The organism is Xanthomonas vesicatoria ATCC 35937 (assembly GCF_001908725.1).
GTDB classification, from domain to species: Bacteria; Pseudomonadota; Gammaproteobacteria; order Xanthomonadales; family Xanthomonadaceae; genus Xanthomonas; species Xanthomonas vesicatoria.
The window spans coordinates 213,304-229,265 of sequence record NZ_CP018725.1; the positions used below are offsets into that span (position 1 = coordinate 213,304).

7 protein-coding genes are annotated in these 15,962 nt (G+C 63.8%); 1 reads left to right on the plus strand and 6 read right to left on the minus strand.

The genetic code is table 11. The features are described 5' to 3' along the window. Positions 1-14: 14 nt before the first annotated feature. On the minus strand, positions 15-2,687 hold the full coding sequence (locus BJD12_RS00895; protein WP_005993873.1) for a methyl-accepting chemotaxis protein: 2,673 nt from the start codon (positions 2,685-2,687) through the stop codon (positions 15-17). Here BJD12_RS00895 and BJD12_RS24010 point away from each other — a divergent pair. Beyond that, positions 2,686-2,961, plus strand: coding sequence for a hypothetical protein (locus BJD12_RS24010; RefSeq protein ID WP_126936563.1), 276 nt, complete (start codon positions 2,686-2,688; stop codon positions 2,959-2,961). The two genes, BJD12_RS00895 and BJD12_RS24010, sit on opposite strands and share 2 nt — an antisense overlap. 181 nt (positions 2,962-3,142) lie before the next feature. On the opposite strand, the gene BJD12_RS00900 is transcribed toward BJD12_RS24010, so the two are convergent. The 5 genes from BJD12_RS00900 to BJD12_RS00920 all read right to left on the minus strand — a co-directional run bounded on the left by BJD12_RS00900 (position 3,143) and on the right by BJD12_RS00920 (position 15,960). Then, complete coding sequence (locus BJD12_RS00900; RefSeq protein WP_005993875.1) at positions 3,143-5,404, minus strand: methyl-accepting chemotaxis protein; 2,262 nt, start codon at positions 5,402-5,404, stop codon at positions 3,143-3,145. 643 nt (positions 5,405-6,047) lie between these two features. Then, positions 6,048-8,519, minus strand: coding sequence for a methyl-accepting chemotaxis protein (locus BJD12_RS00905; protein ID WP_058563960.1), 2,472 nt, complete (start codon positions 8,517-8,519; stop codon positions 6,048-6,050). A gap of 107 nt (positions 8,520-8,626) precedes the next feature. Next, complete coding sequence (locus tag BJD12_RS00910) at positions 8,627-10,876, minus strand: methyl-accepting chemotaxis protein (RefSeq protein WP_039421404.1); 2,250 nt, start codon at positions 10,874-10,876, stop codon at positions 8,627-8,629. Positions 10,877-11,155: 279 nt separating this feature from the next. Continuing rightward, positions 11,156-13,405: a methyl-accepting chemotaxis protein gene (locus tag BJD12_RS00915; RefSeq protein ID WP_042828299.1), complete on the minus strand. Its 2,250-nt coding sequence runs from the start codon at positions 13,403-13,405 to the stop codon at positions 11,156-11,158. A gap of 206 nt (positions 13,406-13,611) precedes the next feature. Then, positions 13,612-15,960: a methyl-accepting chemotaxis protein gene (locus BJD12_RS00920; RefSeq protein ID WP_005994843.1), complete on the minus strand. Its 2,349-nt coding sequence runs from the start codon at positions 15,958-15,960 to the stop codon at positions 13,612-13,614. Positions 15,961-15,962: the final 2 nt, after the last annotated feature.

The window sequence follows — 15,962 nt, forward strand, 5'->3', positions numbered from 1 at the left end:
CATCGTTTCTTGCATCAGTGGTAGGCGTGGCGTGCGTTGGCCAGCAAGGTGTCTAGACGGCCGTGCTGCTCGAGGCGGAACACCGCCACCGCGTCCACCAGCTGCGCGGCCTGGTCTTCCATCGCGCGCGCGGCCGCCGTGGCTTCTTCCACCAATGCGGCGTTCTGCTGCGTGGTTTCGTCCATCTGGGTGACGGTCTGGTTGACCTGGGTGATGCCGGCGGCCTGCTCGCGCGAGGCGCTGGTAATTTCACCCATGATGTCGGTGACGCGCTGCACCGAGCCGACTACCTGCTGCATCGTGCTGCCAGCCTCCGAAGCCAGTGCGGCACCGTTGCCGATGCGGGTCACCGAGTCTTCGATCAGGTGCTTGATCTCCTTGGCCGCCCCGGCCGAGCGCTGCGCGAGCGTGCGCACCTCGGAGGCCACCACGGCGAAGCCGCGGCCCTGCTCGCCGGCACGCGCCGCTTCCACCGCCGCATTCAAAGCGAGGATGTTGGTCTGGAAGGCGATGCCGTCGATGACGCTGATGATGTCGGCGATCTTCTTGGACGAGGTATCGATGTCGGCCATGGTGGCGACCACACGGCCAACCACATCGCCACCCTTGGCGGCCACGCCAGCGGCGTCGAGCACCAGGCGGTTGGCCTGGTCGGCGTTGTCGGCGTTCTGCTTGACCGTGGCGGTGAGCTCTTCCATTGAAGCGGCGGTTTCTTCGAGCGCGGCAGCCTGCTGTTCGGTACGACGCGACAGGTCGCCGTTGCCGGTGGCGATCTCGGTGGCGGCCGAGTTGATGGCCAACGAGGAGTCTTTAATGCGACGCACGATGCCGGCCAGCTGGTCGGCGGTAGCATTGGCATCGTCGCGGATACTGGCAAAAACCCCTTGCAGATCGCCTTCCATGCGTGCGGTGAGATCGCCCTGAGACAATGACGACAACAGCGCCGAGACACGCGAGAGTCCGTCGGCATTGTTGTCCAGCAGCATGTTGAGCTGCTGGGCAAGCAGCAGCAGGAACCCCTGCTTGCCTTCGGTGCCGACGCGCCCGCTCAGGTCGCCGGCAGCAGCGGCCTGCACGATGCGCGCCACTTCCTGCTCCACCTGCACCTCCTGGGTGCGATCGGCCCACTCGACCACAAAGCCCATGCGCTCGCCGGCCGCTCCCAGCACCGGGTTGACGATCAGGCGCATGGTGCGGCCACCGACCAGAATCTGCGCAGTATGGGTGCCGGTGAGCTGATCAAGCATGCGCGCCTGGTGCTCGGGTTTGCGGTGGAACTGGTCGATGCTGGCATCGATCAGTGCGTCGGCATCAAATTGCGGCAGGTCGCGGCGCAGGTCGTCCTGTGCATTCTTGAGCATGCGCTGCAGCGGGCGGTTGACGTAGATGATGCGACGGTTGGCATCGGCAATCATCACGTTGGTGCTGACATCGTCCAGCGCGGTGCGCACGCGCAAGGCCTCGCTGGCAATCCGCTGATCGCGCTCAACGCGCGCGCGCAGGTCGTCACGCATGGTGCGGGCGCTGAGCAGCAGGCGGCCCACTTCGTCCTGGCGATCGACCTCGATCGGGTTGTCCAGGCGGCCGGCGGCCACATCGCCGAGCACACGTTCCACCGCCACCAGCGGTCGGGTGACCATCTTGCGTGCGGCCACAAACACCACCGCGATGCACAGCACCAGTACCACGAGCGAGAACAGCAGCATGCTGCCCATCAGCTGGTCGAGCGGGCCGTCGATGGCGCTGCGCGGCTGGGTGCCGATCACCGCCCACTGCCATGGCGCATAGCGCTGTGCGGTGACTTCGAACGCCTGTGCGTTGCCCTTGGCATCGCGTAGCTGCAGGTTGGCGCTGGGCTGCTTGGCGTCCAGTACCGACTGCAACGCTGCCTGCTGATCGGCAGGCACCAGACCCGACAACGTGGCCGGCGTGCCCGGTGGGGCGGCGATGATCTGGCCCTGGTGCTCGCCCGGCGCCATGTCGGCGATGACGAAGTAGCCATCCTGCCCCAGCTGCGTGGTGCTGACCTGGGCCTTGAGCGCGGCCAGGCCCTGGGTATAGTTGCGACCGACGAACAGCGCGCCGATCACCTCGCCGGCCGCGTCACGCAGGGGCGCGTAGTAGGTCATGTACTGGTCGCCGAACAACTGCGCCTGGCCGGTGAAGGCCTTGCCTTGGGACAGTGCGGCGTAGGCCTTGCCCTTGCGATCGAGCAGGGTGCCGATCACGCGTTCGTTCTGCTTGTTGCGCAGCGAGGTGGTGATGCGCACGAAGTCATCGCCGGTGCGGGCAAAGATGGTTGCAACGCCGCCGGTTGCCTGCGCAAAGCGATCCACCGCGTCGAAATTGAGATTCAGCGCCTGTGCGCCGGTGCGCAGCGTGGGCGTGTTCTGCTCGCCGATGGTCACGGTGCTGGCGGTATCCAGCGTGCGTGGGCCCCGCGGCAGCATGTCGTCGAAGACGCTGCCCAGCCGCTCGGTGCCTTCGGTCAGGGTGACGTCGTACATCGCTACCGCTTGCTGCATCAACCGTGTGCTCGAATGCAACTCCGCCTTCACCTGCGATTCGATGTCGGCAGCCGACTGCCGGTAAATGGTGAGCGCAAGCAGCGCCAGCGAGAGTGCGATAACCAGGGTGAGCAATGCGGACAGCCGCGTGCCAACGGAAAGTCGGTTGAAGACATGCATGAAGATCGACCTTGCCCGGGGGAGGGCGTTACGAATGCGTGAATTCGATAACGGCCGTCTATGCGTCAAATTGATCATTTCTGTAGAAATCGGCACACCACAGGGCGATTTATTCAGCCCTGGCTCATTGGAAGCGGTTTCAGCTGAAAAGCGTGTGGTTCGTGAATGTAAATTCTGTGTGAATAAAAAGCGATCGAAAGGGCACGACAGGATCGCTTGCGCTCGCAAGCGCGTGTTGATCCATACCCATAAAAAGGGCCGCGTCCCCTCGTAAGGGAAGCGGCCCACAAGATCCCGCTTGGCGCGGACTTGAATGGCTCTCGAACTTTCTGTGTTGCGAGTGATGATGTTGCGCGGCGCGTGGACCACGCACCGCGTGAGGGTCAGTTGCAACGGCGCGGTTGTGTTTCACTGCATGTCTGATGGAGGTCGGTGCTTGCATGCCGCCGGCGGTTTCAGAACTCCTGCCACCCGCTGGCGTCGGCTGTAGACGCAGACGCGCTCACCGCAGGGCGGCGTGCCATTGCTGGCGTGGCGATGGTGCGCGCAGTCGCGCGAGCTGGCGGGCGCGCAACGGGTGACACGCTGGCGATGGCAGTCAGGTGACGCGCGACCGGCGCCTGTGTCTCGACCTTGAACACTGCCACGGCTTCGGTGAGCTGCTGGGCCTGTTCTTCCATTGCACGTGCGGCGGCGGTGGCTTCTTCCACCAGGGCGGCATTTTGCTGGGTGGTTTCGTCCATCTGGGTCACGGTCTGGTTGACCTGCTCGATGCCGGCGTACTGTTCCTGCGATGCAGATGAAATCTCGCTCATGATATTGGTGACGCGCTGCACGCTGGCCACGATGTCGGCCATGGTGGTGCCGGCCTGGTCGACCAACGTGGCGCCTTGCGCAACCTTTTCCACCGAGTCGTCGATGAGGTATTTGATCTCTTTCGCCGCACCTGCCGAACGTTGCGCCAGTGTGCGCACTTCGGACGCCACCACCGCAAAACCGCGGCCTTGCTCGCCGGCACGTGCTGCTTCCACCGCGGCATTCAGCGCCAGGATGTTGGTCTGGAAGGCGATGCCGTCGATGACGCTGATGATCTCGGCGATCTTCTTCGAAGAGGCCTGGATGTCGGACATGGTGGTGACCACGCTGGCCACCACAGCGCCGCCTTGCGACGCCACTGCGGCAGCGCCGATGGCGAGCTGATTGGCCTGGCTGGCGTGCTCGGCATTCTGCTTGACGGTGGAGGTGAGTTCTTCCATCGAGGCGGCGGTTTCTTCCAGATTGGCCGCCTGTTGTTCGGTGCGCTGCGACAGATCCTGATTGCCGGTGGCGATCTCGCCGGAGGCCAGGCCGATGGCACCGGCCGCATCCTGGATGCGGCCGACAATGTTGGCCAGCTGCTCGGCGGTGGCATTGGCGTCGTCGCGCATCTGCGCAAATACACCCTGGTACTGGCCTGTCATGCGTGCGGTGAGGTCGCCAGCGGCGATCGACTGCAACAGGCCGGACAACGACTGCAGGTTGCCATCGGCGGTGGCCATCAAAGTGTTGAGGCTTTCCACCATGATGCGGAAGTCGAACTGAAACTGCTCGGCATTGCCACGTGCGGTGAAGTCGCCATTGGCCGCTGCCTGCGCAAGGTGCTTGATCTCGTGGTTCATCGTGGACAGGTTGTGCTTGACCTGATTCATCGCTGTGGTGATTGCGGCTTTTTCACCTGGCAATTGCGGCATGTCTTCGCTCAGATCGCCGATGGCATAGCGCTCCACCAGGTGGATGGTCTGCATCTTGACCTTGATGTGCGCGGCAACCAGCTCGTTGGTGTCCTTGGCCATGCGGCCGAAGTCGCCGGGGAACGCGCCGGCATCCATGCGGAAACTGATCTGGCCCGCATCGTGGCGCTTGGCCATGTCCAACTGTGCGCTGATCAGGTTGCGCACTTGGTCCTGCATCTTCTCCATCGCCTGCAACAGGCGGCCGGTTTCGTCGTGGCTGGTGGTGCGCACATCGTTGTCGAGATTGCCGTTGGCAATGGCTTCGGCGGCACGGGTGGCCTGCGACAGCGGGCGCACCAGGCTGCGGGTGATCGCCCAGCCGAGGAGGCCGCTGATCAACACCACCGCCAGGCCGCCGCCGATCAGCATCGCACGGCCACGTGCCATCGCCGCGGTGGCGACCTCGTTAGCTTCCTGAGCGCGCTGGCGCTGCAGCGCTGCATATTCCAGCAGTGCGTCCTGCCACACTTGCGTGGCCGGCGCCGCGCGTTGCAACAGCAATGGCAATGCTTGATCGGCCTTGCCTGCAAGTCCCAGATCGATTACCTGCTGGTTGAAAGCGCGGGCAGTCTTGTTGTTCTGATCGATCTTGTCGCGGATGGCCTGCGCCGCCGGCGTGGCCGAGAAGACGTAGAGCCGCTCGCGCGCGTCCTTGTAGATGCTGCGCTGCTCTTCGATGATGGCGACGAAACGACGATTCTCCTCATCGGTGGTCGGCAGCACGATGTTGCGCAGCTGCAATGCAAGCACCGACACCGCGTTATTCATCTCTTGCAGATGCTGGACAATGACCATGTTGCGATTGGTCAGCGTGTCCAGGCTCTGGCGCGCTTGCGCCAGCGTATAGAGACCTGCGGCTACCAGTGCGCACGACAGCAGGATCAGGATGCCGAACGCGAAAGTCAGGCGCTTGCCGACGTTGTACCGTTGAAGAAAAGCGATCATGTTGGAATCTCGGAGGCGATGGGCGGGAGGGGCAATGCGCATCGGCAAGACCGCGTCGTCCAGACGTCAGCTACCGGGGCAGGCATGCAGCCGGCCAATCCATCGATGCGCGTGACCGGTCGTCACGCCGCGCTCGATTGCAAGGCAGGTCTGCATGCTTGTGTCCGGTAACGGCGCCGCACTCAGCGGCTGAACTCGCCTGCCGGCCCGCGTATGGGCGGCCGTCACCGAGGTGACGCGGGTGTGCACAGATGAGCTGGAAACCCTGCTGGCAGGGCGATGGACACAGCATCGGCACGCAGCCAATTCACCGTTCAATCACGGGCTGCAGCGTGATGGACATGTGCAGATAAGAGGGGAGTAAGAGGGGCGCCGGCTAGATACATCGGCTGGGGACGCGAATTGGCGTAATGCCAGATCCCGATGTGCAGGTGCGCGGCGACGTCGCGTCGAGGTCGCCGCGCCGTGTCACCGCATCGCGGTGGCTGCGGTGTAGTCAGAACACACAGCCAGCCGCCTTGTCGGCACGCCAATAAGATGGCAGCGATGAGCGGCGCGCGGTGGCCTGGCGATTGCCTGGCCGGTTAAATCATGGCGGGTGAGCGGTCGCCACTAACGGCGCGATGATCGCGCCCGGCAGTGATCAGGCTGCTCGATCAACGCGTGGAGCGGCGATCGCCTGCAGCTGGAACACCGACACCGCATCGCGCAATTGCTGCGCTTGTTCTTCCATCGCGCGCGCGGCGGCCGTGGCTTCTTCCACCAGCGCGGCGTTCTGCTGGGTCGCCTGATCCATTTGCACGACGGTCTGGCCGACCTGTTCGATGCCTTGCGACTGCTGCAGCGAAGCCTCGCTGATCTCGTGCATGATCGTGGTGACGTTGCGCACCGAATCGACGATGTCCTGCATGGTGCGCCCGGCCTGGCCAACCAGCTGGTTACCGTGTTCGACCCGGGTGACCGAGTCGTCGATCAAGTGCTTGATCTCTTTAGCCGCAGCGGCAGAGCGTTGGGCGAGGGTGCGCACTTCCGAAGCGACCACGGCAAACCCCCGACCCTGTTCGCCGGCCCGCGCCGCTTCCACTGCCGCGTTCAACGCGAGGATATTGGTCTGGAAGGCAATGCCGTCGATCACGCCGATGATGTCGGCGATCTTTCTGGAAGCAGCCTGGATGCCGGCCATGGTGCCGACCACCTGGCCAACCACCTCGCCACCTTGCGAGGCAACGGCGGCGGCGCCGACCACCAGCTGATTAGCGCGCTTTGCGTGCTCGGCGTTGTTACGCACGGTGGAGGTGAGTTCTTCCATCGAGGCGGCGGTTTCTTCGAGATTCGCCGCTTGTTGCTCGGTGCGCTGCGACAGGTCCTGGTTGCCGGAGGCAATCTCGCTGGCCGCATCGTTGATGGCATCGGTGGAGCGCTGGATGCGCCCGACGATATCGGTAAGTTGCGCCACCGTGGCATTGGCATCGTCGCGCATGCGTGCGAAGACACCGTGGAAATCGCCCTGCATACGGGTGGTGAGGTCGCCGGCGGCGATCGCCTGCAGCACCGTGGACAGCGACTGCAGGTTGGCGTCGGCGGTGGACATCAGCTGATTGAGGCTGTCCACCATCGCGCGGAAGTCGTATTGGAAGCGCTGTGCATCGCCCCGTACGCTGAAATCGCCGTTGGCGGCCGCCTGCGCCAGCAGTTTGATCTCGCTGTTCATCGCCGACAGGTTGGCCTTGACGGTGTCCATGGTGTCGGTGAGCACGGCTTTTTCGCCAGGTAGGCGCTGCATGTCCTGGGTCAGATCGCCGATGGCATAGCGCGACATGATCTGTGCCAACTGCATCTTGACCGCTATATGCGAGCCGACCAGTGCGTTGGTATCGCGCACCATGGTGGCGTAGGCGCCGGGGAAGCTGTCGGCCTGCATGCGGTAGCTGATCTGGCCGGCGTCGTGGCGCTGCGCCATTTCGCTTTGTGCAGCCAGCACATGCTGCAGCTGTTCCTGCATTTGGCGCATGTTGTCGAGCAACTGGCCGGTTTCGTCGCGGCTGGGCGCCACGATGTATTCGTCCAGCTCGCCCTGCGCAATATTGGCGGCCACCGCAGCGGCGCGGCGTACGTTGCGGGTGAGGTTGGACAAGGTGTACCAGCACAGCGCGGCGATCAGCAGCGCGAGCACCGACAGGCCGGCCACGGCCTGATACATCGCCTTGCGCGCCTCCACCAGGTGACGCTCGGATTGCCGCTGCAGGGCCTGCAGCGAGATGCTGCTCAGATCCTGCATGGCCTGGCCAAGTGCATCGAGCGCTGCATTCCATTGGGTGTCGGCCTGGGCATCGCTGTCTTCCATCGCCGTCCCAAGCGATTTCAGTGCATCGGTGGCCCGTGTGGCTTCGGCGTTGGCGGCATCGGCCAGGGCAGGGTCGGGCTGTTCCAGCAGGCCCATTGCCTTGTCCAGCTCATGCCGGAAGCGCAGGTGATTGCGCTGCAACTGGTTGAGCTGTTCGCGCAGCATTGCGCGGTCGCCGCCGGCCTGGGACGGATCGTTGGCCGCATCCAGGCGAGTCAGTGATTCGGTAGCGTCGGGGCTGTAGATCAAGGTCGCCACCACCAAGTGGTAGCTTTCGATGTACGGGGTATAGACCAGCTGACTGTCGTCGCGCAGTGCGTCCAGCGCAGCGAAGGCTTGTTCGCTCAGTCCGGCATAGCCGTTGGAACCATTGCCAGACACGTGGCGCTGCTGCAGGGCCAGCAATTGCGTGTGGCTACGTTCGAAGCCGGGCATGGCGGCCGTGGTGGCGAGCAGGTGTTGCAGATCCCGTTCGGCGCGTTGTGCCGCGGCGTCGGCAGCGTTGCCGCTGTCGACATGGGCCGCATGCAGGTCGGTGATCAGGCCCAGCATCTGCCCCAGCGGGGCGTAGCTGCGCAATTCGTTATTGCTGATGGTGACGCTTTCGTTGAGTTTGCCGCTATAGAGCAGGACCGGAATCACCAGGCCGACTAGCGCCAGCACACCGATCGCACCGAGTTTTCTGACAATGGCCAAATCGTCCCAGCGGCTGGTCCAGCGGCGTGGTGGGGACGAAGCGGTGTGCTGCGGCAGCGCGGGAACAATGGTCATCGGTGCGTCTCATGAGCGTACGCAGGCTATCGGCCGATAACTGCGATGCCTTGAGCCGGCCGGCATCGCTGCCGACCGGAACCATTCAGGTAGTTCAGTCCGCTTGCTTAGAACTCCTGCCAGCTGGTGTCGTTACTGGAGGCGGTGACCACCGCCCGCGGCTTGGACGCGGGAGTGCGCCCGGCCGCAGCCACCTGCGCCTTCAGCGCCGAACTCACCACCGGGCGCGGCGGCATGGCGCGCGCGGCCGGGGCCGCGTGGGTCACGTCGGTCTTGAACACCGCGACTGCTTCGGTCAGGCCAACGGCCTGGTCTTCCAGCGCACGTGCGGCGGCGGTGGCTTCTTCCACCAACGCGGCGTTCTGCTGTGTGGTCTCGTCCATCTGGGTGATGGTCTGGTTGACCTGTTCGATGCCGGCCGATTGTTCCTGCGAGGCAGCGGAGATCTCGCCCATGATGTCGGTGACGCGCTGCACGCTGGCAACCACTTCGCCCATGGTCTTGCCGGCGGTGTGCACTAGCGCGGATCCTTCGGCGACGCGCCGCACGGAGTCGTCGATAAGGTCCTTGATCTCCTTGGCCGCGCCCGAAGAACGCTGGGCGAGAGTGCGAACTTCCGAGGCCACCACGGCAAAGCCGCGGCCCTGCTCACCGGCACGCGCCGCTTCCACCGCCGCATTCAAGGCCAGGATGTTGGTCTGGAAGGCGATGCCGTCGATGACCGAGATGATGTCGGCAATCTTCTTGGACGAGGCTTCGATGCCGGACATGGTTTCGACCACCTTGCCCACTACTTCGCCGCCTTGTACCGCCACACTGGCGGCGCCGATGGCGAGCTGGTTGGCCTGACGCGCACCCTCGGCGTTCTGCTTGACGGTGGAAGTGAGCTCCTCCATCGAGGCAGCAGTTTCTTCGAGATTGGCGGCCTGCTGTTCGGTGCGCTGCGACAGGTCCTGGTTGCCGGCGGCGATTTCGCTGGCGGCCCCCTTGATCGACACGGCCGACTGCTTGATGCCGGTAACGATGTCGGCCAACTGCGTGGCGGTGGCATTGGCATCGTCGCGCATCTGCGCGAACACGCCGCGGAACTCGCCGCTCATGCGCGCGGTGAGGTCGCCAGCGGCGATCGACTGCAACAGGCCCGACAGCGACTGCAGGTTGCCATCGGCGGTGGACATCAGATTGTTGAGGCTGTCCACCATCACGCGAAAGTCGTGCTGGAAACGCTCGGCATCGCCGCGTGCACTGAAGTCGCCGTTGGCGGCGGCCTGCGCCAGATGTTTGATCTCCGTGTTCATCGCGCCAAGGTTGGTTTTCACCTGTGCCATGGTGTCGGTGAACACGGCTTTTTCGCCTGGCAGCTTGCTCATGTCGTCGCTGAGGTCGCCAATGGCGTAGCGCCCCATGATGCGTGCCAGATCAGTCTGCACGGCGACATGCGAGGCCACCAGCAGGTTGGTGTCGTTGGCCATGCGGCCATAGTCGCCCGGGAACGCGGAGGCATCGATACGGAAGCTGATCTGGCCATCGTCATGGCGACGCGCCATGTCGGTTTGCGCGGCGATCAGGTTGCGCAGCTGGTCCTGCATCTTGCGCATTGCAGTGAGCAGGCGACCGGTTTCGTCGGTGGCGCTGGTTTCCACGTCGTTGTCCAGCTTGCCGCCGGCGATCGCTTCGGCAGTGCGGGTGGCGCGGCCCAGCGGCTGGGTCAGGCTACGGGTGATCAATACGCCCAGCGCGCCACTGAGCAGCACCACCAGCACGGTGCCCGCGATCAGCAGCTTGCGCGAATCGTCCATCGACTCCAACGCAACCGCCGAGGCATCGGCGGCCGCTTTGTCCTGCAAGACGATATTCTCGTTGATCTTGTCCTGCCAGCGCTGCAATGCAGGTGCCGCCTGGGTCTGTAATACAGCGAGGGCTTCGTCCTCCTTGTGGGCCATTCCGAGCTCGACCACTTTGTCGTTGAGCCCCTTGACTTCGGTGCGAAGGCTGTCAATTTGGTCGCGGATGGCTTGCCCCTGTGGGTTGGTGGGCATCGCATACAACGCATCGCGCGCTTTGGTGTAGTCGGCACGTGCCTGCTTGAACGCTGCCACGAACTGCTGGTTCTCCTCGTTGGTGGTGGGCAGCACGATGTTGCGAATCAGCACGGCAATGTTGTAGTTGGCATTGACCATGTCGTTGGACAGACGGATCTTCACCATGTTCTGGTGCACGATATCGTCTACCAGGGCGCGCGCCGAAGACAGGCCGCGGTACCCGATGAAGGCGATTGCGGCGGACAGGACGATCAGTACCGCGAACGCAGCGGCAAGCCGCGGGCCGACGTTATAGCGTTGGAGTAGAGCATTCATGACAGGCCTTCGCTCAGGGTCAGATAGGGGACTTCGGATGTGTCGCGCGGCACTTGACATGATCCATGCGACTGTCTTAGTTAGCGGCCCCTGATATGCCTTCTTGAATACCTTGTCGAAAAAATTGCATAGCGTGACACAATTTGGAAAATTTTCGTGTTCGCTTTCACGCAATCCCGCCAAGCTGCGGCGGCGTACGCCAGCTTCAGTAACGACGAAGCCGCGCGAGGTGCATCGCGCGGCTTCGTCGTCAGCCAGTGATCGGTTTGCAGCGAGCGCTTAGAACTCTGCCCAGTCCGATTCGTTGGATACGGCTACAGCCACGGCCGCACGTGGCGCAGGCCGGATGCGCGGCTTGGTCGTTTTGCTGGCGGTAACAGGCTTGCTGGCCGTGATCTGACGCACCACCGGTGCGGTGCGGGTGACCGCTTCCAGCTCAGCCGACAGGCGGAACAGCGCCACCGCTTCGGTGAGTTGCTGCGCCTGGTCTTCCATCGAGCGTGCAGCCGCAGTGGCTTCTTCCACCAGCGCAGCGTTCTGCTGAGTGGCTTCATCCATGTGGGTGACTGTCTGGTTGACCTGCTCGATGCCGGCCGACTGTTCCTGCGAGGCGGCAGAGATTTCGCTCATGATGTCGGTGACGCGCTGCACCGAGGAGACGATCTCGCTCATGGTGGTGCCGGCCTGGTGCACCAGTGCCGAGCCTTCGGCCACCTTGCTGACCGAGTCGTCGATCAGGCCTTTGATCTCCTTGGCGGCGCCGGCCGAACGCTGCGCCAGCGTCCGCACTTCCGAGGCGACCACCGCAAACCCACGGCCCTGTTCACCAGCACGCGCCGCTTCCACCGCCGCGTTCAACGCCAGGATATTGGTCTGGAAGGCGATGCCGTCGATCACGCTGATGATCTCGGCGATCTTCTTGGACGAGGTTTCGATGCCGGACATGGTGGTGACCACCTGGCCGACCACGCTGCCACCGTGCGAGGCCACGCCAGCCGCACCGATCGCCAGCTGGTTGGCCTGGCGCGCGTGTTCGGCATTCTGCTTCACGGTGGAGGTGAGCTCTTCCATCGAGGCAGCGGTTTCTTCCAGGTTGGCCGCCTGTTGCTCGGTGCGCTGCGACAGGTCCTGGTTGCCTGCGGCAATCTCGCTGGCCGCGGTATTGATGGTCAGGGTGGAATGCTTGATGCGGCTGACGATGTCGGTCAGGCGATGAGTCGTGGCATTGGCATCGTCACGCAGGCGCGCGAACACACCGTGGAATTCGCCGTCCATGCGTGCGGTGAGGTCGCCATCGGCCACTGCGCCAAGCAGTTGCGACAGCTTGCCCAGGTTGCGATCGCTGACTTCCATCATCGAGTTCAGATCCGCCACCATCACCGCAAAGTCGTACTTGAAGCGCGCCGCATCGCCGCGTGCGCTGAAGTCGCCCGCGGCTGCCGCCTGCGCCAACTGCTTGATCTCGGTGTTGATCGACAACAGGCTGGCCTTGGCCGCGTCCATCGCTTCGTGCAGGATTGCGCGGCTGGCGGGCAGGCGGCGTGCGTCCTGGGTCAGGTCGCCCTGGGCGTACTGGTTGAGGATGCGCACCGAGTCGGTAATGGCATCCAGGTGCTCGAAGATCATCGTATTGATGCCGCCGGCCAGGGTGCCGTACACGCCGGGGAAATCCTCCGGCATGCGATGAGTGATGTCTTCGGCCGCATGCAGGTGCGACATCCGCGCAGTCTCATCGGAGAAGCGGCGCAGCATCTGGGTCATGCGACCGGTGGCCTCCAGCATCTGGCCGATTTCGTCGTTGCTGGTCTTGCTGACCTGCACACTCAGATCGCCGCGCGAGACCGCCTGGATGGCGCCCAACGCCTTGGACAGCGGGTTGGTGATACTGCGTGCAATCAGCCAGCCGAAGGTGACCGACAGCGCAGCCATCAACAGCGTGCCGATCAACAGCACCGCACTGGTGACCTTGAAGGAGGCGCTGCTGGCAGCGACCATGTTGGCCAACGCGGTGGATTGCTCGGCGTACATCTTGTCGATGGTCGCAAACAGCTCCTTGCGGATATCGCCGGATTGCTTGTTTGCGAGCACTGCGGTCGCATGATCGGGCTGCATGTAGAGCGTGCGCAGGGTCTGGTTGGCCTGAAAGTAGCTGGTGCTCTGCTCGGCGAGCTTGGTGTAGGCAGCCTTCAGTGGCGAGGCGGGTCCGATCTTGGCGTCCAGCGCCTTCTGCGTTTGCGCGTACTTGCCCTGGATCTCGTCCATGCGGGTCAGGAAGTAGGCGTAACGCTCCGGGTCTTCCAGATTGACGAACTGGCCGGATTCGTAGATGCGGAATTCGCCGCCAAAGGCACGCAGTTCAGACAGCCTGCTCAACACCGGCACGACATCTTCGTTGATCAGCACCGCCTGCTGCTGCATTTGCTTCATGCGCGAGAAACCCAACCCGCCAAGCAAGGCAGTGAGCACGGCACTGAGGCAGAACGCAAACATCAGTTTGCGGCGGATGGGCCAATCATTGAACTTGTTCATCATGTAACTCCGGGGCATAGCGTCGCGATGTTGTCCTGCACGCTAACGGCCCGAAACGATGATTCTTTATATTGCAAGAATGAACTGAAGCGTCCTATGTCAAGTTTCAATGCGCCGATTCGCAGGGGAAAACACGATCTGCGGAGATCCAATCCAAGACGCGCACCCCCGGTACCTGTAGCGGAACGCGATGGCGCAGACCGGGCCTAGAATTCCTGCCACTGCGCGTCGTTACCGAGCGCGACCGCAGGCGCGCTGAGCGCTGCACGCCGCGCGGGCGTTGCCGGCCCGGCCGCGCCGGGAGTTGGCTTGGCATGGCTTGCCGGTGCTGTGACGTACGGCGCAGCGGCAAGCGTGAAGCGCGAGACCGCCTGCGCCAGCTGGCCTGCCTGATCTTCCATTGTGCGTGCGGCCGCAGTGGCTTCTTCCACCAGGGCGGCGTTTTGCTGGGTGGCCTCATCCATCTGCGTGATGGTGCGATTGACCTGCTCGATGCCGGACGATTGTTCCTGCGAGGCCGCCGCAATCTCACCCATGATGTCGGTGACGCGCTGCACGCTGGCGACGATGTCGGCCATCGTGGTGCCGGCCTGGTGGACCAACTGCGAACCTTCGGCCACCTTGGTGACCGAATCGTCGATGAGATGCTTGATCTCTTTGGCCGCACCGGCTGAACGCTGCGCCAGGGTACGCACTTCCGAGGCCACCACGGCAAAACCGCGGCCTTGTTCGCCGGCACGCGCCGCTTCCACCGCAGCATTCAACGCCAGGATATTGGTCTGGAAGGCAATGCCATCGATGACCGAGATGATTTCGGCAATCTTCTTCGAAGAGACCTGGATGCCCGACATGGTGGTGACCACTTGGGCCACTACCGCGCCACCGTGCGAGGCGACCCCGGCCGCACCGATGGCAAGCTGATTGGCCTGGCGCGCATTCTCGGCGTTCTGCTTGACGGTGGAGGTGAGTTCTTCCATCGAGGCGGCGGTCTCCTCCAAGTTGGCCGCTTGTTGTTCGGTGCGCTGCGAGAGGTCGCTATTGCCGGCGGCAATCTCGCTGGAAGCGGTATGGATGCTGCCGGCCGCCTGCTGGATGCGTCCGATCACCTGCGCCAACGAGTCGGCAGTGGAGTTGGCATCGTCGCGCATGGTGGCGAACACACCATGGAAGTCGCCTTGCATGCGTGCACTCAGGTCGCCCTCCGCCAGTGCGCCCAGCAGCCGCGACACTTCGCTGATGCTCACTGCGTTGGCGTCGAGCAGCGCATTGAGTTGTTGCGCCAGTTGCAGGAAAAAGCCCTGTTTTCCGCTACTGTCGATGCGCCTGGACAGATCGCCCGCGGCTGCGCTGCGCACCACATCGGCCACGTCCACTTCCACCCGCGCTTCGGCGGTGCGATCGCGCCACTCGCAGACAAAGCCCAGGTGCGCACCGCGTTCGTCGCGGATTGCCGAGACGTTTTGCGTGATGCTGGTTGCGCGGTACTGCACCTCGCGTTGCGCGGCACCTTGGCGGTCGAGACGCTGGTAGATTTCCGCGTCCTGCGCGTTGCCCACTTCCAGCAGCGAGAACGGTTGCCCAATGAGGTTGGCAGTGCGATTGAACGCGGGTGCGCAGGCCTGGATATCGTCTGCGTAGGTGTGCACCAAGGATTGCAAGGCGGCATTGGTGTAGATGATGGTCAGATCCGGGTCGGCGATGTACATGCCGGTGGACGCATTATCGAGAGCGGTGCGGATGCGCAGATTTTCCGCAGCAATGCGGCGCTCGTGCTCCAGGCGTTCGCGCAGGTCGCGCTGCATGCGCGACAGTGCGGCCATCAGGCTGTGCGCGTGTTGTGCGGCCACCGGAATCGGCTGGTCCAGGCGACCTTCGGCAATATGTTGCGCGGCAGCCATGGCCAGCTGCGGTTCGCCGCCAAGCAGGCCGAACATCGACCGCAGGATCCAGCCGGCGGCCAGAGCCAGGCACACGAATGCCAGCACCATGGCGCTGCCTTGCTGCCACATCACGCGGTGGCTGTATTGCTCGGCCTGGCTGCGGTTGGCTTCATTCAAGGCCAGGATGCGCTCGCTGATGGCGCCCATGCGGGTTTCGAGCTGGCCGAACTTGTCGGTGAAATCGGCATAGGCGACGTTGCTGTCGGCATGGTGTTGGGCCAGCGACATGACCTGCTCGGCCGATGCGATGTAGGCCTGCAGCGCAGGCGTCACCGCTTCCAGATCGTTGCGCAGGGCCGGCTCAAGCGGCAGCTTGCGATTGGCCTCCACCGCCTGACGGAATTCGGTGGCGTGCTCGCCTAGCGAGGTATGCGCCTCGGTGATGCCCGCATCGTCCTGCCGCGCCGCGGCGAGCAGCCCAGCGGTGACGTCGCCGCGCAAGGCGTCGTGCATCATGTCCGCCTGCATATGGTTGCGCAGCGCATCGGAGGAGGTGACCTGCGCGGCGATCGCCTCCAGCAGCCCGCGCTGACCGTTGTAGCCGACACCGCCCAGGGCGAGCAGTGCCAGTGCGGCCACCAGCACCAGGACGCCCAACATATGCATGATTTTCATTG

Coding starts and splice junctions, on each gene's coding strand:
- BJD12_RS00910 (WP_039421404.1), bottom strand. CDS start 10,876: ATGAATGCTCTACTCCAACGCTATAACGTCGGCCCGCGGCTTGCCGCT.
- BJD12_RS00920 (WP_005994843.1), bottom strand. CDS start 15,960: ATGAAAATCATGCATATGTTGGGCGTCCTGGTGCTGGTGGCCGCACTG.
- BJD12_RS00900 (WP_005993875.1), bottom strand. CDS start 5,404: ATGATCGCTTTTCTTCAACGGTACAACGTCGGCAAGCGCCTGACTTTC.
- BJD12_RS00905 (WP_058563960.1), bottom strand. CDS start 8,519: ATGACCATTGTTCCCGCGCTGCCGCAGCACACCGCTTCGTCCCCACCA.
- BJD12_RS00895 (WP_005993873.1), bottom strand. CDS start 2,687: ATGCATGTCTTCAACCGACTTTCCGTTGGCACGCGGCTGTCCGCATTG.
- BJD12_RS00915 (WP_042828299.1), bottom strand. CDS start 13,405: ATGAACAAGTTCAATGATTGGCCCATCCGCCGCAAACTGATGTTTGCG.
- BJD12_RS24010 (WP_126936563.1), top strand. CDS start 2,686: ATGAAGATCGACCTTGCCCGGGGGAGGGCGTTACGAATGCGTGAATTC.